We start from the raw sequence: 19,734 nt of genomic DNA on the forward strand, positions 1-19,734 counted from the left end.
CCGCCGGAGAGCAAGCATTCCGGGAGCGCAAGCTCCCGCGGAGATGCCAGGCCGCCGTTCACCAAGCGGGAGGTGAATGCCGGAGAATTGCTCCCGCTGTTTCAATGAGGAGGAATCTCATGACGATCAAGAGACGTGAATTTCTTGCTGCATCGGCAGCCGTTGCCGGTGTCGCCGGCCTCGGCATCAAACCGTCCTTTGCGCAGGCCGAACCGACCTACACGCCGGAAAGCGGTGCGAGCCTCAGGCTCCTGCGCTGGACGCCTTTCGTGAAAGGCGATGAGGATGCCTGGATCGCCAATACCAAGAAATTCACCGAAGCCACAGGCGTGGAAGTGCGCATCGACAAGGAAAGCTGGGAGGACATACGTCCGAAGGCAGCCGTCGCGGCCAATGTCGGCTCCGGTCCCGATCTCATCATGTGCTGGTTCGACGACGCGCATCAATATCCGGACAAGCTGGTCGATCTCACCGAACTCGGCAACTATCTCGGCAACAAATATGAGGGCTGGTACGACGGCGTGAAGGGTTACGCCACCCGCGACGACAAGTTCATCGCCATGCCGCTGACGGCGATCGGCAATGCGGTCGTCTATCGCGACAGCCATGTGAAGGCCGCAGGCTTCAACGAATTTCCGAACGATACCGCGGGCTTCCTCGAGCTGTGCAAGGCCATGAAGGCGAAGGGCACGCCCGCCGGCTTCCCGCATGGTAAGGCCGTCGGAGACGGCAACAACTACGCCCATTGGCTGCTCTGGAGCCATGGCGGCAAGATGGTCGATGAAAGCGGCACGGTGACGATCAACAGCCCGGAAACGCTCGCCTCGATCAACTACGCCAAGGAGCTCTACGCAACCTTCATTCCGGGCACGGAAAGCTGGCAGGACGTCAACAACAACCGCGCCTTCCTGGCGGGCCAGGTATCGCTGATCGCAAATGGCGTCTCGGTCTATTACACGGCCAAGAACGATCCGAAGCTCGCCGAGATCGCCAAGGACATGCGCACGACGAACTTCCCGATCGGACCGGTCGGCAAGAGCGTCGAGCTTTTCCAGACGAGCTCGCTGCTGCTCTTCAAGCACACCAAATATCCGGAAGCGGCCAAGGCCTACATCAAGTTCATGATGGAGGCCGACCAGATGAACGCCTGGATCCAAGGCTCCAGCGCCTATTGCTGCCAGCCTCTCAAGGCCTTCGCCAAGAATCCGGTCTGGACCGCCGATCCAGTCCACGCACCCTATGCGCACGCTTCGGAAAAGCTGCGCCCGAACGGTTATGCCGGCCCGCTCGGCTATGCCTCGGCCGCGACCATGGCCGATTATGTGCTGGTCGACATGTACGCCGCCGCCGTCACCGGCCAGAAGTCGCCGGAGGACGCGATGAAGGAAGCCGAACGTCGGGCGAACCGCTACTACCGCGTCTGATCCGGAACCGAGGGTTGCGGCATGCCTGATACCGGCATGCCGCATGTCCTCAAGGACTGAATGCAATCTGGAGACCAGCAATGTCGACCTTGAAATCCGGGGATACGCGCGGCCCCTCGCTCATGCAGAACAACAATGTGCTCGGCTTCCTGTTCATGCTGCCGGCCGCCGTGTTTCTGGTCTGCTTCCTCACCTATCCCCTGGGGCTCGGCGTCTGGCTTGGCTTTACCGACACGAGGATCGGCCGAGACGGCATCTTCATCGGCTTGGAGAACTATGAGTTCCTCGCCGATGACGCGGTTTTCTGGCTGTCGGTCTTCAACACCATCCTTTACACGCTGGTCGCGTCGGTGCTGAAATTCGCGCTCGGCCTGTGGCTGGCGCTGCTTCTGAACCAGCACCTTCCGTTCAAATCCTTCTTCCGGGCGATTGTGCTGCTGCCCTGGGTGGTGCCGACCGTGCTTTCGGCGCTCGCCTTCTGGTGGATCTACGATTCCCAGTTCTCAATCGTCTCCTGGTCTCTGATGAAGCTCGGCCTGATCGACGCGCCGATCAACTTCCTCGGCGATCCCACAAATGCACGCATCTCTGTCATCGTCGCCAATGTCTGGCGCGGCATCCCCTTCGTGGCGATCTCGCTGCTCGCCGGCCTGCAGACCATCCCGGCCTCGCTGCAGGAGGCCGCCTCGCTCGATGGCGCGACGAGCTGGCAGCGATTCCGCTATGTGACGCTGCCAATGCTAACGCCGATCATCGCCGTCGTCATGACCTTCTCGGTGCTCTTCACCTTCACGGATTTCCAGCTGATCTACGTGCTGACCAAGGGCGGGCCGGTCAACGCCACGCACCTGATGGCGACGCTGTCATTCCAGCGCGGCATTCCGGGTGGGCAGCTCGGCGAGGGCGCGGCCATCGCCGTTGCCATGGTGCCCTTCCTGCTCGGAGCCATCATGTTCAGCTTCTTCGGTCTGCAGCGCCGCAAATGGCAGCAGGGCGGCCAGGATTAAGGGGGTATAACGATGTCGACCAATCTCAAAACGGCCGATGAGGTCCTGACCGACAATGCCGAGGGCATGAGCTATTTGAACCGCCTGCCGCGCCGCGTGGTGATGCTCTACCTGCCGATGGCGGTCTTCGTCTTTGTGCTGCTCTTTCCCTTCTATTGGATGGCGATCACCGCCGTGAAGCCGAACGAGCAGCTGACGGATTACAACAATTACAGCCCGTTCTGGGTGGTCGGGCCGACGTTCGACCACATCAAATACCTCTTCCTGGAAACCTCCTATCCGGGCTGGCTGTGGAACACGATGCTAGTGGCTGTGGGGTCGACGGCGCTGTCGCTCGTGGCCTCGGTCTTCGGCGCCTATGCGATCGAGCGCGTGCGCTTCACCGGCTCGCGGCAGATCGGCCTCGTCATCTTTCTCGCCTATCTCATTCCGCCGTCAATCCTGTTCATCCCGCTCGCCTTCATCGTCTTCAAGCTCGGCATCTACGACTCGCGCCTGGCGCTGATCTTCACATACCCGACCTTCCTCATTCCCTTCTGCACCTGGCTGCTGATGGGCTATTTCCGCTCCATTCCGTTCGAACTGGAGGAAAGCGCGCTGGTCGATGGTGCCAACCGCTGGCAGATCCTGGTCAAAATCATCCTGCCGCTCGCCGTGCCCGGCCTGATCTCCGCCGGCATCTTCGCCTTCACCCTGTCGTGGAACGAATTCATCTATGCACTGACCTTCATCCAGTCCTCGGAGAATAAGACCATTCCGGTCGGGGTACTGACCGAGCTGGTGCGCGGCGACGTGTTCGAATGGGGATCGCTGATGGCCGGCGCGCTGTTCGGCTCGCTGCCTGTCGTCATCCTCTATTCCTTCTTCGTCGACTACTACGTGTCGTCGATGACGGGCGCGGTGAAGGAGTAGCGCCCGGACCGGGCTTATCGGCAACGGGCAAGGCAAGTCATTTTGCCTTGCCATCGAAGCCGCTCTGCACGCAGCACTGACAGTGCAGGGTAGCAGTGCGAAACCGCTCCAACACGCCGATACTCAGTGGCCCGGTTTTCGGCCAGGGCTCTACCCACCGATCTTGCGTCCTTCGCCTCAGTCGAGAAAGTGCGTCCGGAAAGCCAGGCGCCGGAACCCTCCTCGATCGCCGCAAACTTCTATCGCGCGGTCCACCACACGAATATCCTCGACGCGTTCGCCTGAAGGCCACGAGATGGCGCCTATGGCATGCCTCGCTTCAGCTTCCCCGTCCCGGACGAGGGTGAGTGCCCCGGGACCTGAGAGGTCGTTTTCGCTGGAGTGGCTGCGCAAGGCTGCGGCCGCACTCTCTTCGACCCCCAAACAGCCGAAGTGTCGGCTCGACCACGGGGGATAGTCGCGGCCGCCGTTGGAATGCCAGAAAATAGTCATGGGCAAGCGGCGGGCATTCCGGAGGGAAAGAAACAGATCTCCCTCGACCGGCCGCGTCACCGCGGTCCAACCCAAGCTGTGTTCGCGGCCTTCTATGGCGATGACGACATCCTCATGCCGCGGGTTCCACGGGAACCGGCTCAGATCCACCGATCCGTCGATCCCAGGAAAGCGGTCGGGCGCCGTTGACCGCGAGGGGTAGCGCAGGCCGGAACGCCCACGGGCGGAATCGACTTCGGGCGGCGCCGGCGGCGTCTCCCATGCCGATTTGGGGGAGCAACTGATGAGTCCGCCCCGAGGCAGCGACACGTTGGCATGGTTCGAGATGGCAATGCGGCCGCTCCCGCCGGCGAAGACATGGCGCTGGTAGACCCAGGCGTGCCCGTCTTCAACCTCGAGTTCCTTGGTGACGGTCGCGCCGCAGACGGTGCGTTGCAGCCTGGCCCGCAGCCGCCCGGCCTCCTGTTCGGTGACGTGCCAGGGTGAATTGGCGGTCCAGCCATGAAGGGGTGATCCCTCTTGGCTGCCTGCGAAGGGTGCGCAGAAGAAATCGCCGCCGAGCACCATCAGATGCGGCGGCGTACCGGGCGGCATTATCTCCTCCGTGCCGACCCAGGGCGCACGGTGCAGCAGAGCGATTTCGTGCCCCTCATCTTCCACGGTAAAGCCGTCGAGGAGACCGGTCCGCGCATCGAAGCCGAAGCGGATTCCCTTGGCACGGATCTCGATCATGCCGCGATATGTTCGCCTGTGATGATCTTTTCGACCTCCTGGATCGATGAGGTCGCGGGGCTTAGATCATCGGCGACGACGGTGCCGCGTCGCATCACCACCATGCGGTCCACCACCTGGAAGACATGATGGATGTTGTGCGCGATGAAAATGCAGGAGTGCCCGGTGTCGCGTGCCTCGCGCACGAAACGCAACACGCCCTGGGTTTCGGCGACACCGAGATTGTTGGTGGGTTCGTCAAGGACGATGAGGTCGCTGTCGAAATACATGGCGCGTGCGATTGCCACCGCCTGCCGTTCCCCGCCGGACAGCGATCCGATCGGCGTAGTGGGCGGAATGTTCTTCGAAATGCCGACTCGCTTCAGAAGATCGGCGGCAACTGCGTTCATCCGCTCCTGATCCAGCCGGTCGAGGAAGCGGGGGCCTGTTCTGAGCTCCCGTCCGAGAAAGAGATTGCGGGCAATGGAAAGCTGCGGGACCAGGGCAGAGTCTTGGTAGATGGTTTCGATGCCGCTCGCGATCGCGTCGTTGGTGCTGCGCAACCGCACTTCGCGGCCCTTGATGACGATCTGGCCGGACGTGTAGGGAACCGCGCCCGACAGCACCTTGATCAGGGTGGACTTGCCCGCGCCGTTATCGCCGAGAAGGCCGACGATCTCGCCCTTTCTTATGGTGAGGTTGACATCGCGCAAGGCGTGGACGCGACCATAGAATTTCTCAATGTGTCGCATCTCGACGAGGGTTTCGGTACCGCTCATCCTCAGACCCCCGTATTGTGCCGGCGCTCGAGGCCGGCATGGAGCGCCATCATCGCCAGGATGATCGCACCGATGAAAATATTGTAGGCGAGACCGGGCACCCCGATCAGGACGATCCCGTTGCGCATCAGTCGCAGGATCAGGACGCCGAGCAGGGTCCCAAGAATTGTCCCGCGGCCGCCATTCAGCACGGTGCCGCCGATCACCACCATCGCGATGACCTCGAGTTCGTAGCCGGTTCCGGCATTGGGGTTGGCGGCCGAGACGCGGATCGACGAGACGATGCCGGCAAAGGCCGCCATTGCGGCAGACAGCATGAACAGGATGACCTTGACCCTGGCGATCGGCACCCCGCGGTTTCGGGCAGCATTGGGATTGCCGCCGGTCGCCTGGATCCAGTTGCCGAACCGGGTGCGGGTCAGGACGTAGTGTAGCGCCAACGCTAGCACTACGAACCAGATGAGGCTCATGAAAACACGCAGGTCGCCGATATAGAAGTCGCCGACCAGCAATTGCGCCAACCACTGCTCTTCGGCGTCCCAGGTGCGCTGCGGAAAGCCGGCCGTCAGCCACAAGGCCGTGCCGCGGATGACCAGCAGCGTACCCAGCGTCACCAGGAATGAAGGGATAGCGAGACGGGTGACGAACAGACCGTTGAAAAGACCGATCGCCAGAGCGACGGCTATGCCCGCAAGGAACGCCAGCGGTAAGGGAAGCACGTCCGCATTGAACAAAGTCCACATCACCACGGGGGCGAAGCCGAAGACGGAACCGACCGAAAGGTCAAATTCTCCCGCGGTCATCAGAAGGGTCATTGCGAGCGCGATGAGGCCGAGTTCGACGGTGAAAGTGAGGGCATTGCCGACATTGATCAGCGACAGGAAGGCGGGGTTGATCGCCGTGAAAATGACGAGCATCGCGATCAGAAGGACGAAAGGCCCGAATTCCGGATAGGCGATAAACGTCCTGACCAGGCTAGGCCTGTCGCGTGGCGGAGTAAGAGCGTCGCTGCTTTGCTCGATCATGGTGGACTCTCGCGTTGGGGCTATAACAGGCATCCGCGGCAAGCTACCGCGGATGCCGGGTTGGCATGCTTATTTGCCGCCCATGATCTTAGCGTAGAACGGCGCCTTATCGGCCTCGTAGAGTGCGCCAGTGATGATGTCGAAGTTGATCGGGATTCCGCTCGCTTCAGACATCAGCGCCGAAAGGCACATGTATGAGGTCGCCAACGGATCCTGCCACATTCCGGCATTCACATAACCTTCGCTGACCTCCGTAGTCGTATCCAACGAGTTGCCCCATCCCACCACCGGAATCTCGCCTTTGGCGATGCCGGCCTGATCCCACACGCGTTTGACAGAACCGGTTACGAGATCGCCGAGACCGATGACGGCATTGATCTTCTTACGGTTGGCGGTCACGTAGTCGGTCATCCGGTTGATGGCCTCGGCCTGGTCGTAGGACGCATCCTGGATTTCCCAAGTGATCCCGAGCGGCTTGAACACTTCGTCGGCACCCGCCGATTCCTCTTCGCCGTAGCCTGCACCCGGAACTTCGAGCGGCATCCAGACGAAATCTCCCTTCTTCACCAGCTTATGGTCGACCAGATACTGTGCCCAGGTGCGGCCGACGACCTTGAGATCGACGCCGACATAGGCTCTCCAGGCCGGCGCCGGGTCCTTGGTGTTGAAGTTGATGACCGGGATGTTGGCCCGGTTGGCCTCGTTGACAACATCCACCAAGGTGCCAGGCCCCGGGCTCGTCGTGCAGATGCCGTTCGCGCCGGCGGCGATGGCGGCGCGGATGGCTTCCTGATGGCTCGGTACATCATTCGAATGGAAGGACGTGTTCACCTTCACGCCGGTATCGGCAGCGAATTTCTCGGCACCCTGAAGAAAGTAGGTCCAGACCGGATCGGTCGGGGAGCCGTGCGATATCCAGTAAAAGGTTTTGTTCGCCGCACTCTGCGCCATTGCTGCTGCCGGCATCAGCGCCAATGCGGCCACCGCGCCCAGAAAAGTCCGTCTCAGCATGTCCCGTTTCCTCCCTTTGGTTTGGCCGGTCTATAGCTCCTCCCGGCCGGTGAAAGCTGTTGTATGACGCGTGACGTGGCGGCGGGCGGCCTCCTCATTGCCGATCGACCCCGTCGATGAACTTCTCCAGTTCGCGCGGATCCATGCGGATCAGATGACAATCCTGCGGGAAGGCACCACCGGCGACGTCCGCGGCATATTCGGTGAAAGCTGCGATCCGCTCGCGTTGCAGCCGCGCATATTCGGCATCGAAATCGCGATAGGTTCGGGCGTGGCGCGGGACGTGACCTTCGGTGTAGCCCAGTATATCGTTGGCGAAGAGATACTGCGCGTCGCAGCCAGCCCCGGCACCCATCGACCATAAAAGGATTTCGACCCGTTTGCTGATCTCGGCCGCGACTTCGGCGGGCACCACTTCAATTTCGACCGCGAAGGCACCGGCGCTCTCATAGGCTTTGACCTCCTTGAAGAGCCGCAACGCCGCCTCGGCAGTCTTGCCGACGGCTTTGAAGCCACCGGTCCAGGTGGCGCGGGTAGGAACCAGCCCGACGTGACCAACGACGGGAAAATATTCACGGGAGAGCTTTTCGACCGTCTTCAGCGAGCCCGAACAGTAGACCGCGTCGGCGCCGCGGCTCAGCGCATTGCCGCACCAGCGCAGATAATCGTCCGGGGTACCCATCTCGAGATGGGTCTGCCCGGTCATCGAGAAGACCGTCGGCGCAACCGCGCGGTAGTGCGGATCAAGGACGATCTCGGCCGGCACGGAGGCGACATCGATCCCCGCCGCTTCGGCGGCTGCCGCCTCATCGAGGCTGAAATAGCGCAACATGGTCAACTGACGCCGGCCCTTCCAGGCGCGCAGGTCCGCCACCGTCGGCAAACGGCGTGATGCGGCGCCCCGGCTCTCCTGTCTTCTCAACTCTGTCATTCGACCAGCACCAGGACTTGCCCGCCCTCGCGCCGGACGGAATAGGTTCGCAGGTTCTCGCAGGCAGGCGAGCGCTTGGCCTCACCCGTTCGATAGTCGAATTGGCCATTATGTCTGGGACACTCGATCACATAGTCGAGCACCAATCCGTCTGAGAGCTCCACCTGCTCGTGGGTACAGAGCCCATCGGTGCAAAAGAATTCGTCGTCAGGGCTGCGAAAGATTGCAAAGCTCCGTCCGCCATGGATCCAGCCCAAAACGTCTTCCTTTTCGATGTCGTCTTCGGCGCAGGCAGCGATCCAGGGCATATGGTCCTCGTTTCCATGTTCAATGGGCATCTCTGATGGCCGGGCGATCATGCGAGGGACCTTTCCGGCACAGCCGCATGCAGCTCTTCGCGATAAGGCTTCGCCCCTTGCGGCAAGGCACGCTTGAGATAATAGCCGGGCTCCCGTCTCTGCCGCATGATCGCTTGAAACACCTCGCGATAGCCGGCCCAGATCGAGGTGTTGGCGGGCGGCAGGTCGTGCTTGATCGCCTCGTGCAGCCTTGCCAGCGCATGGTAAGGCACCATCGGGAACATGTGGTGTTCGACGTGATAGCCCATGTTCCAATAGATGAAGCGGCTGACGGGATTCATATAGACGGTGCGCGAATTAAGCCTATGGTCGAGCACGTCCTCCGCGAGCCCGCCGTGCTGGAGGAGCCCGGTCATCACCATATGCCAACAGCCATAGATGCGCGGACCGCCGATCAGAAGAAGCGGGATCGCCGCCTTCCAACCTGCACCGGCGACGAGCATGCCTATGGTGGTCAGTATAGCGGCCGCGTAGATTGCCATATGCACCCGCGCCCAGAACACCGCCTTGGGCCATTCGCTCTCGGGCACGTAGTCCTTCTCGTCCGGCGAGAGGGCGCCGGCCGCATTACGCGCCAGCGTCCTGAGGTTCTGCCAGACCTCGACCACGCCGGTATAGGCGAGCGCTTTCAGCGTCAGCGCGATTGGATGCATCCAGGCGATCTCAGGGTCTCGGCCGACAATGATTGTATCGGTATGGTGGCGGGCGTGGCTCCAGCGCCAGTTCACCGGGTTGCGTGCCACCTGAAACGAGCAGATGTGATAAAGCACGTCATTCATCCAGCGCGTGCGAAAGGCGGTGCCGTGGCCGCATTCGTGCCAGCGTGCATCGCAGGCCGAGCCATACATCACCCCATAGGCAAACCAGAACGGCACCGCCCACCAGCTGCCCCAGAACCAGATGCCGCCAACGGCAAAAGCCACGTGGAGAACTGCCCATAGAATCGTGTCGCGGATCGCCGGCTGATCGCTGCGCTGCATCAACTCCTTCATCAGCTTGCGCGGCACGTCGGTGTGATACCATTCGGCCGCTACCAGACCCGCCTCGACGGCTTGTCTGGCGGAAGCACCGGTCAAACCGTAGTCGCGGGGGAGGGCGGCAGACTGCCCGCATGTTTCGCTATTAGCCGAATTGGCGCTCATGCGATCATCTCCGGTGGCGGGAACAAATGCTGCGCTGAAAGCGACTGACCGGTCCCGCTCAAGCCGTTCACCTGTATTGCCGCCGGCACCTCGGACCGCTCCGGACACATCACCCGTTCGCCCCTACATCCATATTCATCACGCAGGGCCGCTGCGAGATCTGCCGATCCTCGGCCTGCCCCGGTGATGTTGTAATGACCCTGCTGATGCCAAACTGGGCTGCCGATAGAAGCTTCGCAACTCGATATCACATCAAATCACATCAGTTACCTCCTCCCATATTGATTGGATTTCAGCGGAACTCTTGGTAATTATTATATTTTAGACGCTCACTTCATTTCGCGGTTCTTACTTATGTTGCAGGTGGGGTATGATGTGATTAACCTCATCTTTTGATGTGACAAAACGGCATTTCCCTCAACTGTGCAAAGGGAAGGACCATGAAGAAAACGACCATTTCCGATGTCGCCCGGAAGGCTGGCCTCTCGACTGCAACGGTCGATCGAGCATTGAACGACCGTGGTGGTGTCAGCGCCGCCAATCGCCAGAGGGTGTTTCGCGCCGCGAAGGAACTGGGCTATCTGCCGACCGAGGGAATGCTTGCCTTGCCCTCGCGCCCCGCACATCTGGAGTTCTTCATCCCCTTTGCGCACAACTCATTCATGCAGGACGTCGCCAGGAAGATCACCACCTTCGCGTCATCCCTGCCGCTCGTGGCGTCGTGCAATGTCACGGCACTCGACGGCATCGACCCTGACGCGCTCGTAGCGGCGCTGGAAGGTCTTCCGCTCCGGACCAACGGCGTCGGGGTGATTGCCGTCGATCACCCGAAGACACGGCATGCGATCCGGCGCCTGTGCGAATCCGGGGTCCGCGTCGTGACCATCGTGACGGATGTTCTCTCGACCCCACGCTCTGCCTTCGTCGGCGTCGACAATCTGGTGGCGGGGCGAACCGCGGCGCTGATCATGGGCCTCACGTCGCGTGAGAAGAAGGGATCGATAGGACTGTTCCTCGGCTCGCGAACGCTCCACGGACACCAGCAGCGGGAATATGGATTCCGGACATTGCTGGAGGAGCAATTCAAGCATCTGACGATCCTTCCTGCCATCGAAACCCGTGACGAGAACAAGCTGTCCCAGCCGGCGATGGAACGGATGCTGCGCGACACCGACGATCTCGTCGGCGTCTATTGCGTCGGCGCAGGCAGGGCCGGCATCGCCGAAGTTCTGCAAGCAGCGAAAGGAAACAAGCGTCCCTTCGTCATCATGCATGACCTCACTGACGCGACGCGGGCATGGCTGGCAGAAGATCTGATCGACGTCGTGATCGACCAGAATGCGCGCCTGATCGGCGAGCAGGTTGTCATAAGACTTCTCGGCTCGATCGCGGCAAGCACGCCGACCTTGTCTTTGAAGAACATCGAGCCACGGATCATCTTTCGCGAGAATATCCCACTCGTTTGAAGCAGAGTGATTCCATGACGGGTTGTTGCGCCGGGCAGGCGTTGCACTTTCTGCTATGCCATGCCAGAAAACACGCGATAGTGGAATGTGGCCGAGTCGGGGGTTCCATTGAGTTTGAGTTTGAGTTTGGCAAAGATAGAAGAGCTTGCCCCGGATCAAGGCTCGCTCGCCGCGGCCAAGAAGCTTCTCAAACCCTCGAGCTGGCCGACGCTCGCCCAGGACGGATCGGGCCTCATCTGGGGCGAATGCCAAGGCTCCGGCGCCACGCCCTACAGAATTTCCGTCACCGAACCCGATGCCGGCTACAAATGCAGTTGCCCCAGCCGGAAGTTTCCCTGCAAGCATTCGCTCGCCTTGATGTGGATGCGCGCTGACGGCAAGGTCGATTTTGCGACCGGAACGGCGCCGGACTGGGTGAACGACTGGCTGTCGCGCCGACGCGGACCTTATGCGGGCGCTCCAACAGCCGGCGCCGATAAACCCAAAGCGTCGATCGCGGCGACCGAGGAAATCGAGGCGGTGGTTGATCCGAAGGCGGAGGCCCGCGCGGCGGCGGCTCGGGAACGCAACCGGCTTGAGCGCGAGACGTCCATCGCCAACGGCCTCGACGAACTCAATACCTGGATTGCCGACCAGATGGATGCTGGTTTCGCCGCCTTTCCGGCCAAGGCAACGGCTACCTGCCGGGTAATGGCTCAGCGCCTGTTTGACGCCAAGGCCTCCGGCCTGGCGCTCCGGGTCGATACCATTCCGGCGCGGCTTTTCGCCCGCGCGGAGGCGGCCCGCCCGATTGCTGCCATTCAGGAACTCGCTACCCTGCATCTGCTGGCCGAGGCCTATCGCCGCCAGGATAGCCTGTCCGAGCCATTGCGCCAGGATCTCAGGCAGATGATGGGCTGGAACGTCACGCGTGAAGCGCTGCTCGAGGATGAACGGGCGCTGCGCGTTTCCGGCGCCTGGCGAGTTTGGGCGACCCGCAGCGAGGTGCAGCCGGATAAGCTCCGCCGGATCGAGACCTGGCTTCACGGTAGCGACAGGCATGCGGTGCTCATCGAATACGTCCCGGTTTCCACGGGCGCCTCCTCAAGCGGCTACAGCGTTGGCGATACTTTCGAAGCTGAATTGATTTTTTATCCGTCGAGCGTGCCATTGCGCGCGCTGATCGCCAGCCAGGCAACCGGCAGCGTCATGTCCGACGCTGCGCTGGCGCTTCCGCCGCACGATCTCGCCGACGCCTATGGGCTTTACGAGGAGGCCTTGACCGAAAAACCCTGGCTCGGCGACTATCCGGTCATGTTTCGCGGGGCGCGGCTCAGGCGCTCGGGCGAAACCATCCACCTCAGCGGCCATGGGATCAGTCTTCCGCTTGCGAAATCGCAATCGGCGGCAAGCTGGCCGCTCCTGCAGCTCGAAGCGATCGATGGCGCCGGGCTTTGGGATGGGACCGAGCTGACGCTCTGCTGGTCTGAAACGGCGCTTGGACGGTGGACCGCATGAGCTTGACCAGCCTGAAGAGCGAGATCCTGCCGAAGCTTCTGTCCGGTACCCGGAGCGGTTTGCCGCTCGATCGTATCGGCGCCACCGATCCCCTGCAGGCGCTGGCGCTGGCTGGCCAGGCATTGCGGTTCGACCGTCCGCCGCCACCGGGACAGTTCCAAACCGAGGAGGCTATCACCGATCATGCGGCAATCCTGCCGGACGCGGCAAGGAAGCTCTTGCTTCGGCTGCTTTCCGGCAAGAACCAGGCGTCAGGTCAACTGTCCGCGGCAATCGTCCAAAAGCTTGCCGAAAAGAGGCTCCGGCTGCATCCGTTCGATCTGCCCAGGCTCGAACCGTTCGTGAAAGCCCACGCCGAAAATCTCGGAGCGGAAGCGCTTGCTTTTTCCGAGCGTGAAACGCCGGTCGCGCAGAAGCAGAATTACTTCGCGCCCGACAGCCTGAGTGACGACACCTGGATGCTGGCGACGCCAGCCGTGAAAGCTGGCTACATCAACGGCCGCAGAACTTCCGATCCGGATGCTGCGCGGGCGATGGTCGAGGCAGCCTGGACGTCGGAGAATGCCGATAGCCGCGTCCGCCTTCTCGCAGCGTTCTGGAAAAATCTGTCGGAAGCAGATGCGCCGTTTCTGAGGAGCTTGGAGAAGGATCGCGCGCCACGCGTTCGCGAGCTCGCTCAGAGGCTGCTCGTCCGCTTACCGGGGTTCGACGGGGACAATCCGGCTTTGCGCGCCGCCCTGGAACGCATCAAGGTTTCGCAGACCGGGCTGATTTTCAAGAAGGCGGCCCTGTCGCTCGACGTGCCCGCCACCGTCCGAGATTTTACAAAGATGAGCTGGCTCAACGAGACCTTCGGCCCAATCGGTCTGGAGGTTCTGGCCGACGCCTTGTCGATGACGGTAGATGGCGTGGTGGCTGCCGGCGAGAAGCAAGGCGACCTCTTGGCGGCACTGCTTTTCATGGCGACGCAGGATAGCGGCTGGATATCGTCAAGCTGATCACCGAGCGCCATCTCCTCAACGGTTGGGAGGCCTTTCACCAGCTCGATAGCGAAATGCTGGCGGATTATCCCGCTGACATGCGGCAGCTCTGGATCGAATACATCTTTCGGCCGGGCAGGTGGGCGGCCGACACGTCGCCTTGGGCGATGCGGGCGATGGCGCAATGGCTGGGAGGGCAGACGACGGAGAACGTCTTCGGCGATATCCTGCGCTCCAAGCCGTGGCAGGCGTTGCGCGGGGACAGTGGGCGCTTCGAAGCCGATATCGCCGACAGCATGGCCGTCATGTGCCCGTCATCGATGCGTTCGACGCTGCGCGCCGAGCTTGCCGGGCTCGATCCCGCCAAAAGCAGCAATGCCATTCTTTTCCTCGACCTCATGGACAGCCTGGAGACCGCAAATGCCTGAAGCCCAACTTCGCCGTCCTGCAGAGCAGATCTACGCGGGCGAACTGGCCGCCCTTGCGAAGGGCGACGACCGTCCCCGACCCGCCAACTGGAAGCTCTCTCCGCAGGCGGTCGTTACCTATCTCCTTGGCGGAAAGGCATCCGATGGAGCGCCGGTATCGGCCAAATACGTCGGCAACCGGCGACTGATCGAAACGGCCGTCGCCACGCTCGCGACGGATCGGGCGCTGCTGCTGCTTGGCCTGCCGGGGACGGCGAAATCCTGGGTTTCCGAACATCTGGCCGCGGCGATATCAGGTTCTTCGCAACGCCTGATCCAGTGCACAGCCGGCACGGACGAAAATCAAATCCGCTATGGCTGGAACTATGCCTTGCTGCTCGCCAAGGGGCCGTCGCCGGAGGCGCTGGTCAAGACGCCTTTGGTGCGGGCGATGGAGGAGGGAACGCTGCTCCGGCTCGAGGAACTGACCCGCATGGGCTCCGACGTGCAGGACACGCTGATCACGGTTCTTTCGGAAAAGATCCTGCCTGTGCCGGAGCTCGATATCGCGATCGATGCCGAACGCGGCTTCAACGTCATCGCCACGGCCAATAATCGCGACAAGGGCGTCAACGAGCTTTCCTCGGCACTGAAGCGGCGTTTCAACGTCGTGGTCCTGCCATCGCCGAACACGCTCGAAGAGGAAACCCAGATCGTCGTGAAGCGCGTCGGCGAGATCGGCACCAACCTCAGTCTGCCGCCGATCCAGCCCGCGGACAAGGAACTCGCCCGCGTCGTTACCCTGTTCCGTGAAATTCGGACGGCAAGACCCTGAACGGCAAGACGAAACTGAAGACCTCGACCGGTACGCTGTCGACCGCCGAGGCGATCTCCGTCGGCGTTTCGGCCTGGGCGGAAGCCGCTCATTTCGGCGATGGCCGCATCGATGCCAATGCGCTTGCCACCAATATTGTCGGCGCGGTCGTCAAGGATCCGGTGCAGGATGGCGTCGCCTTGTCGGAATATCTTGAAACCGTAGTGCGCACCCGCGACGGCTGGCGCGATCTTTACGAGGCCATCCGCGAGGTGATCTGAACCATGAAGCGGAAGGCTCATCTCTTCGGCATCCGCCATCACGGGCCGGGTTCGGCGGCGCTTCTGAAGGGCGCGCTCGATGCGCTCGATCCGGCCTGCGTGCTGATCGAAGGGTCGACGGAAGGCGATGCGCTGATCCAGCATGCGGCGCTGCCTGGCATGAAGCCGCCATTGGCCATGCTGTTTTACGCGGCGGACGAGGCCGCCAATGCCGTCTTCGCGCCCTTTGCGGAATTTTCTCCGGAATGGGTGGCCATGCAATGGGCGCTTGCGCACGGCCGTCCTGTCCGTTTCATCGACTGGCCCGCCGCCGTGTCTCTGGCGCTCACCAAAGCGGCCCGGGAGGAACGGCTTGCCGCCCTCGAAAGGAAGGCGGCGGAGTTGACAGAAAATAGCGACGGCGAAGATCCGGAGGAGGGCGCTTCGGAAGCCCCCACGATCCGCCTCGACCCGCTCGATCTGCTTGCCGAGGCCGCCGGATATGGTGATGGCGAGAGCTTCTGGAACGTATTGATCGAACAGCACGGCAGCGGCCAGTCGCCGCTTGAAATTTTCGCCTCCATAGAAGCGGCAATGACGGAAGCGCGTCAACATCAGGCGGATGCCGGCGGCATGAGCGATGCCGAATGGCTGCGTGAAAAGCGCCGTGAAGCCTTCATGCGCGGGCATATCCGGGATGCGCTGAAGCAGCATGACGGCGAGGTTGCGGTCGTGATCGGCGCCTGGCATGTGGGTGGGCTGCGCACCGAGACGACGGTCGCCGAGGACCGCGCCATCGTCAAGGATCTGCCGAGGGTGAAGGTGGAAGCGACCTGGGCGCCCTGGAGCGACGGGCGGTTGAGCTACGCGTCCGGCTATGGCGCAGGCGACATTTCGCCCGGCTGGTATCGGCATCTCTGGAGCCTCTATTCCAGCGATCGTCATGACGGACCGGAAGCCTTTGCCGCCGTCTGGCAGGCGCGGACGGCAGCTCTTTTGCGGCAGGAAGGTTTTGACGCTTCGACAGCCTCAGCCATTGAGGCGGCCCGCCTTGCGCTCGGGCTCGCCAGCATGCGGGGACTGAGCGTGCCCGGACTGGCCGAAATGCGGGATGCCTCGCTTTCCAGCCTATGCCATGGCGACGACATCCCGCTCGCGATGATCGAACGCAGGCTTTATATCGGCAGCCAGATCGGCGAGATCGACGAAGCGGTGCCGCAAATGCCGCTCGCCAAGGATTTCGAGCTGTGGTGCCGCAGGACACGGCTGAAGCCGGAAGAAACGGCAAGCGAGATCAAGCTCGATCTGCGCAGCGAGGCGGGGCTGCTCAAATCGACCTTCCTGCACCGCCTCAACCTGATTGGCGTCCATTGGGGCCGGCTGATCGACGCGGAGGCCGGGCGCGGAACCTACCGCGAAATTTGGAGCCTCGCATGGTCGCCGGACATGTCCGTCGGGCTGGCGGAGGCGTTTGTCTGGGGCCTGACGATCGAACAGGCCGCAGCGGCTGCGACGATCGATCGAGGCAGAAACGCGAACGGCATCGCGGCGCTTTCGGAACTGGTGCGCGGCGCGCTGGTTGCCGATCTTCCCGAAGCCGCCAGCGCCTGTATCGATCTTCTGCAGGCCGCCGCCGTGCAGAACAATGACATCACCGATCTGATGAACGCGGTCGCGCCGCTGGTGCGCATTGTCCGCTACGGAACCGCCCGCAAGCTGCCGGAGTCGGAGCTTCGCGCGCTGATCACCGCACTCAGCGTCGAAGTCAATGCCGACGCGCCTATGACGAAGCTCTTGGCCTGTTTGGCGATCCCGCGCTGCTTGCGGAATGGCGGCGCCAACTTGCCCTCCTGGTCGACGACGAGCAGGCGGCGGCGCCGGTCGTGGGCTTCAGTCTCCGCCGTCTGCATGACCTTAGCCTTTGGGACGAGCCGCGGCTCTCGGCTGCCTTCTCGCGGCAGATCGTGGGCGAGAGCCCCACACGGGCCGGCGCCTTCATCGAAGCCTTCATTTCGGGGTCTGCGGAGGTGCTGATCCAGGATCAGACGCTGCTCTTCCTCATCGACGAATGGCTCTGCGGGCTGGACGAGGAGGTTTTCGTGGAGAGCCTGCCGCTCTTCCGGCGTGCGCTGACCGGTTTCGATGCGGTCGGCCGCAAGCGGATCATGGAACGCGTCGCCGGTGGAAGAAAGGAACGATCGGCCGCGCCTGATGTGATCGAGGACAACCCTGCCTTCGAACGGGCGCTGCCTTTGCTGAAGACGATCCTGGGAATGGACGCGCATGACTTCTGAACGTATCCGACGCTGGAAGCTGGCACTTGGTGACGACGACATGGAGGGTCTCGGCGAGCGGGACCAGCGCCTGAGCCGCGCGCTGTCGGTTCTCTACGAATCCGAAGGGCGCAAGGGGCGCGGCGGGCTCGGTGCGTCCTCGCCGAAAGTATCGCGCTGGCTCGGCGACATCCGCGAGTTCTTTCCTTCGCCTGTCGTCCAGGTCATCCAGAAGGACGCGTTCGAGCGTCTCAATCTCAAGGCGCTGATGCTGGAGCCGGAGTTTCTCGAGACGCTGGAAGCGGACGTGCATCTCGTTGCCGATCTCATCTCCCTGCGCGGTGCAATGCCCGCGAAGACCATGGAGACTGCCCGCGCGGTGGTCAACAAGGTGGTCGAGGATCTGATGAAGCGATTGCAGTCCAAAACGGTGGAGAAGGTGACCGGCGCCCTGAACCGTTCGCAGCGCACCCACCGGCCTCGCCACGCCGATATCGACTGGCCAAGGACGATCCGCGCCAATCTTCGTCACTACCAGGAGGATTTCCACACGATCGTGCCGGAGACCCTGGTGGGGTTCGCGCGCAAAAGCCGGACGCAGGCCGATCTCGATCATGTCATGCTGTGCGTCGACCAGTCCGGTTCGATGGCATCTTCGGTCGTTTACGCATCGATCTTTGCCGCCGTCATGGCGTCGCTTCCGGTCCTGTCGACGAAGCTCGTCTGTTTCGACACCGCGATCGTCGACCTGACGGAAGATCTGGCCGATCCGGTCAAGGTTTTGTTCGGCGTGCAACTCGGCGGCGGCACGGATATCAATGCGGCGCTTGCCTATTGCGAGACCAAGATCGACCGACCGAACAAGACCCATCTCGTTCTCATCACCGACCTTTACGAAGGCGGGGATGCCGGCTCCATGCTGGCGCGTGTCGCCGCGCTCAAGCAATCCGGCGTCAACGTCATCGTTCTGCTGGCGCTCTCCGACGACGGCAGGCCGGGCTACGACGCCCGCCACGCCGGCGCGATCGCCGCCATGGATTGCCCGGTCTTCGCCTGCACGCCGGATCAATTTCCTGACTTGATGGCCGTTGCCCTGACGAAGCAGGATATCGGACAATGGGCAAGCGCAAATGGAATCGGACTTGTGCGCGGTACCTAGTCCCCTTCAAAGCCGTTCAGTTCAGGCCGATCGCCCTGAGCAACGCTACGCAGACGACGCCGGCCGCGACGGAGACCAGCATCGGCAAGCGAAGGGCCGCGAGCGCGGTAACGGCACAGGCGGCGCTCTCCGCGATCCCTGTCGCAAAAGCGGTCGGCGCCACCACGGCCATGAGCACTGCGGGTGGAATGGATTCGATCGCTTTGCGCCTGCTGCCGTCCAGCGACACATACCGCAGCAGAAAGAGCCCGCTGACACGCGTCAGGATCGTCGCAGCCGCCATGGCCAGAATGGCGAACAAGGTCTGCAGGTCGAGCGTCATGGCGTCACCTCCAGGCGGCGCATACCGCTGAAGGTCGCGGCCGCGACACCGGCAAGAGCACCGGCCGCGACATACCAGACGCCGGGTACGAAGTGATGGGTAAGCACGGCCGCCGCCGCACTCGCAAGCAGAACGGCGCCGGTCTCGCGTCCCTTCCAGAAACCCATGACGAGCACGATGAAGACGGCCGGAAAGGCAAAGTCCAATCCGAGCGTTGCGGGATCGCCGAGGAACGTCCCGAGTGTGGCGCCCGCCAGCCCGGAAAGAACCCATGCCAGGTAGAAGGGCGCTGCCAGCCCAGCAAACCATGCCGGTTTCAGCCTCGCCACCCCGGCGCGGAATTCCGCCATCGCCCAGATTTCATCGGCCAGAAAAAGTATGGAGAGATAACGGGCGCGCGGTGAAAACGACTGCATCTTTGTGACGATCGATGCTCCCATCAGCACATGGCGGATGTTGACGAGAAGGGCTGCCAAGCCGAGGCTTGTCCAGGAGGCGGGATGTGTCCAGATATCCATCGCCACGAATTGCGAGCCGCCGGCAAAAACCAGCGCGCTCATCAGGCCGACTTCAAGAGCCGAGAGCCCCTTCGTCGCGGCGACGGCGCCGAACACCAGCCCAATGGGGATGACGGCGGCAACGAGTGGCGCGATCGCCCGCATTCCGCCTGAAAATTCGGCCCAGATTTTATTTTTGCGCACGTTCGAACCTCCGCTTGATGCCGAGGTCATAGAACCGTGGCGAAGCGACGTCTTGAACGAAA

17 protein-coding genes and 2 pseudogenes are annotated in these 19,734 nt (G+C 62.3%); 10 read left to right on the top strand and 9 right to left on the bottom strand.

What is annotated here, in order from left to right; all coding sequences use genetic code 11:
- Window positions 1-119 precede the first annotated feature (119 nt).
- The 3 genes from C4N04_RS15405 to C4N04_RS15415 all read left to right on the top strand — a co-directional run bounded on the left by C4N04_RS15405 (window position 120) and on the right by C4N04_RS15415 (window position 3,343).
- Window positions 120-1,424, top strand: a complete 1,305-nt coding sequence (locus tag C4N04_RS15405) for an ABC transporter substrate-binding protein (protein ID WP_106796448.1) — start codon at window positions 120-122, stop codon at window positions 1,422-1,424.
- Between the two features lie 80 nt (window positions 1,425-1,504).
- Window positions 1,505-2,431: a sugar ABC transporter permease gene (locus C4N04_RS15410; RefSeq protein WP_077989856.1), complete on the top strand. Its 927-nt coding sequence runs from the start codon at window positions 1,505-1,507 to the stop codon at window positions 2,429-2,431.
- A 12-nt stretch (window positions 2,432-2,443) separates the two neighbouring features.
- The gene (locus C4N04_RS15415) at window positions 2,444-3,343 is read left to right on the top strand and encodes a carbohydrate ABC transporter permease (RefSeq protein ID WP_077989855.1); all 900 of its coding nucleotides are present in this window, start codon (window positions 2,444-2,446) and stop codon (window positions 3,341-3,343) included.
- Window positions 3,344-3,520: 177 nt separating this feature from the next.
- On the opposite strand, the gene C4N04_RS15420 is transcribed toward C4N04_RS15415, so the two are convergent.
- The 7 genes from C4N04_RS15420 to C4N04_RS15450 form a co-directional block, all read right to left on the bottom strand.
- A complete protein-coding gene (locus tag C4N04_RS15420; protein WP_077989854.1) occupies window positions 3,521-4,567 on the bottom strand; it encodes a hypothetical protein in 1,047 nt (348 codons plus the stop codon).
- Window positions 4,564-5,325: an ATP-binding cassette domain-containing protein gene (locus tag C4N04_RS15425; protein WP_077989853.1), complete on the bottom strand. Its 762-nt coding sequence runs from the start codon at window positions 5,323-5,325 to the stop codon at window positions 4,564-4,566. Before C4N04_RS15425 ends, C4N04_RS15420 begins: the two co-directional genes overlap by 4 nt.
- A gap of 2 nt (window positions 5,326-5,327) precedes the next feature.
- Window positions 5,328-6,350 (bottom strand): ABC transporter permease, encoded by a 1,023-nt coding sequence (locus C4N04_RS15430; RefSeq protein WP_077989852.1) that lies wholly within the window; start codon window positions 6,348-6,350, stop codon window positions 5,328-5,330.
- A 69-nt stretch (window positions 6,351-6,419) separates the two neighbouring features.
- Window positions 6,420-7,361 carry a substrate-binding domain-containing protein gene (locus C4N04_RS15435; protein WP_077989851.1) on the bottom strand — a complete coding sequence of 314 codons (942 nt, stop codon included), beginning with the start codon at window positions 7,359-7,361 and terminating at the stop codon, window positions 6,420-6,422.
- A 94-nt stretch (window positions 7,362-7,455) separates the two neighbouring features.
- Window positions 7,456-8,292, bottom strand: coding sequence for a 3-methyl-2-oxobutanoate hydroxymethyltransferase (locus C4N04_RS15440; protein ID WP_077989850.1), 837 nt, complete (start codon window positions 8,290-8,292; stop codon window positions 7,456-7,458).
- Window positions 8,289-8,600, bottom strand: a complete 312-nt coding sequence (locus C4N04_RS15445; protein WP_077989890.1) for a MocE family 2Fe-2S type ferredoxin — start codon at window positions 8,598-8,600, stop codon at window positions 8,289-8,291. Before C4N04_RS15445 ends, C4N04_RS15440 begins: the two co-directional genes overlap by 4 nt.
- Before the next feature lie 47 nt (window positions 8,601-8,647).
- Window positions 8,648-9,793, bottom strand: a complete 1,146-nt coding sequence (locus C4N04_RS15450) for a fatty acid desaturase family protein (RefSeq protein ID WP_077989849.1) — start codon at window positions 9,791-9,793, stop codon at window positions 8,648-8,650.
- A gap of 440 nt (window positions 9,794-10,233) precedes the next feature.
- Here C4N04_RS15450 and C4N04_RS15455 point away from each other — a divergent pair, with 440 nt between their 5' ends.
- The 7 genes and pseudogenes from C4N04_RS15455 (at window position 10,234) to C4N04_RS15485 (ending at window position 18,649) form a co-directional block, all read left to right on the top strand.
- Window positions 10,234-11,259: a LacI family DNA-binding transcriptional regulator gene (locus C4N04_RS15455; protein WP_086156596.1), complete on the top strand. Its 1,026-nt coding sequence runs from the start codon at window positions 10,234-10,236 to the stop codon at window positions 11,257-11,259.
- Between the two features lie 126 nt (window positions 11,260-11,385).
- Window positions 11,386-12,756 carry an SWIM zinc finger family protein gene (locus tag C4N04_RS15460; protein WP_225882608.1) on the top strand — a complete coding sequence of 457 codons (1,371 nt, stop codon included), beginning with the start codon at window positions 11,386-11,388 and terminating at the stop codon, window positions 12,754-12,756.
- On the top strand, window positions 12,753-13,754 hold the full coding sequence (locus C4N04_RS15465; RefSeq protein ID WP_106796449.1) for a DUF5691 domain-containing protein: 1,002 nt from the start codon (window positions 12,753-12,755) through the stop codon (window positions 13,752-13,754). Before C4N04_RS15460 ends, C4N04_RS15465 begins: the two co-directional genes overlap by 4 nt.
- Before the next feature lie 56 nt (window positions 13,755-13,810).
- Complete coding sequence (locus C4N04_RS15470; protein ID WP_106796450.1) at window positions 13,811-14,164, top strand: hypothetical protein; 354 nt, start codon at window positions 13,811-13,813, stop codon at window positions 14,162-14,164.
- Window positions 14,157-15,238 (top strand): annotated as a pseudogene (locus C4N04_RS15475) (AAA family ATPase). The gene C4N04_RS15470 and the pseudogene C4N04_RS15475 overlap by 8 nt, the downstream one beginning before the upstream one ends.
- A gap of 3 nt (window positions 15,239-15,241) precedes the next feature.
- A pseudogene (locus C4N04_RS15480) lies at window positions 15,242-17,511 on the top strand (DUF5682 family protein).
- On the top strand, window positions 17,501-18,649 hold the full coding sequence (locus C4N04_RS15485) for a VWA domain-containing protein (protein WP_077989844.1): 1,149 nt from the start codon (window positions 17,501-17,503) through the stop codon (window positions 18,647-18,649). The pseudogene C4N04_RS15480 and the gene C4N04_RS15485 overlap by 11 nt, the downstream one beginning before the upstream one ends.
- Window positions 18,650-18,665: 16 nt before the next feature.
- Here the strand turns inward: C4N04_RS15485 and C4N04_RS15490 are convergent, their stop codons facing one another.
- Both C4N04_RS15490 and C4N04_RS15495 read right to left on the bottom strand, forming a co-directional pair.
- Complete coding sequence (locus C4N04_RS15490; RefSeq protein WP_077989843.1) at window positions 18,666-18,971, bottom strand: AzlD domain-containing protein; 306 nt, start codon at window positions 18,969-18,971, stop codon at window positions 18,666-18,668.
- On the bottom strand, window positions 18,968-19,702 hold the full coding sequence (locus tag C4N04_RS15495; RefSeq protein WP_077989842.1) for an AzlC family ABC transporter permease: 735 nt from the start codon (window positions 19,700-19,702) through the stop codon (window positions 18,968-18,970). The genes C4N04_RS15490 and C4N04_RS15495 overlap by 4 nt, the downstream gene beginning before the upstream one ends.
- Between the last annotated feature and the right edge of the window lie 32 nt (window positions 19,703-19,734).

It is taken from the genome of Rhizobium sp. H4 (assembly GCF_003013335.1).
Classification (GTDB): domain Bacteria; phylum Pseudomonadota; class Alphaproteobacteria; order Rhizobiales; family Rhizobiaceae; genus Rhizobium; species Rhizobium sophoriradicis.

Coding starts and splice junctions, on each gene's coding strand:
- C4N04_RS15425 (WP_077989853.1), bottom strand. CDS start 5,325: ATGAGCGGTACCGAAACCCTCGTCGAGATGCGACACATTGAGAAATTC.
- C4N04_RS15415 (WP_077989855.1), top strand. CDS start 2,444: ATGTCGACCAATCTCAAAACGGCCGATGAGGTCCTGACCGACAATGCC.
- C4N04_RS15455 (WP_086156596.1), top strand. CDS start 10,234: ATGAAGAAAACGACCATTTCCGATGTCGCCCGGAAGGCTGGCCTCTCG.
- C4N04_RS15430 (WP_077989852.1), bottom strand. CDS start 6,350: ATGATCGAGCAAAGCAGCGACGCTCTTACTCCGCCACGCGACAGGCCT.
- C4N04_RS15410 (WP_077989856.1), top strand. CDS start 1,505: ATGTCGACCTTGAAATCCGGGGATACGCGCGGCCCCTCGCTCATGCAG.
- C4N04_RS15405 (WP_106796448.1), top strand. CDS start 120: ATGACGATCAAGAGACGTGAATTTCTTGCTGCATCGGCAGCCGTTGCC.
- C4N04_RS15450 (WP_077989849.1), bottom strand. CDS start 9,793: ATGAGCGCCAATTCGGCTAATAGCGAAACATGCGGGCAGTCTGCCGCC.
- C4N04_RS15470 (WP_106796450.1), top strand. CDS start 13,811: ATGCTGGCGGATTATCCCGCTGACATGCGGCAGCTCTGGATCGAATAC.
- C4N04_RS15440 (WP_077989850.1), bottom strand. CDS start 8,292: ATGACAGAGTTGAGAAGACAGGAGAGCCGGGGCGCCGCATCACGCCGT.
- C4N04_RS15490 (WP_077989843.1), bottom strand. CDS start 18,971: ATGACGCTCGACCTGCAGACCTTGTTCGCCATTCTGGCCATGGCGGCT.
- C4N04_RS15420 (WP_077989854.1), bottom strand. CDS start 4,567: ATGATCGAGATCCGTGCCAAGGGAATCCGCTTCGGCTTCGATGCGCGG.
- C4N04_RS15435 (WP_077989851.1), bottom strand. CDS start 7,361: ATGCTGAGACGGACTTTTCTGGGCGCGGTGGCCGCATTGGCGCTGATG.
- C4N04_RS15495 (WP_077989842.1), bottom strand. CDS start 19,702: ATGACCTCGGCATCAAGCGGAGGTTCGAACGTGCGCAAAAATAAAATC.
- C4N04_RS15445 (WP_077989890.1), bottom strand. CDS start 8,600: ATGCCCTGGATCGCTGCCTGCGCCGAAGACGACATCGAAAAGGAAGAC.
- C4N04_RS15485 (WP_077989844.1), top strand. CDS start 17,501: ATGACTTCTGAACGTATCCGACGCTGGAAGCTGGCACTTGGTGACGAC.
- C4N04_RS15465 (WP_106796449.1), top strand. CDS start 12,753: ATGAGCTTGACCAGCCTGAAGAGCGAGATCCTGCCGAAGCTTCTGTCC.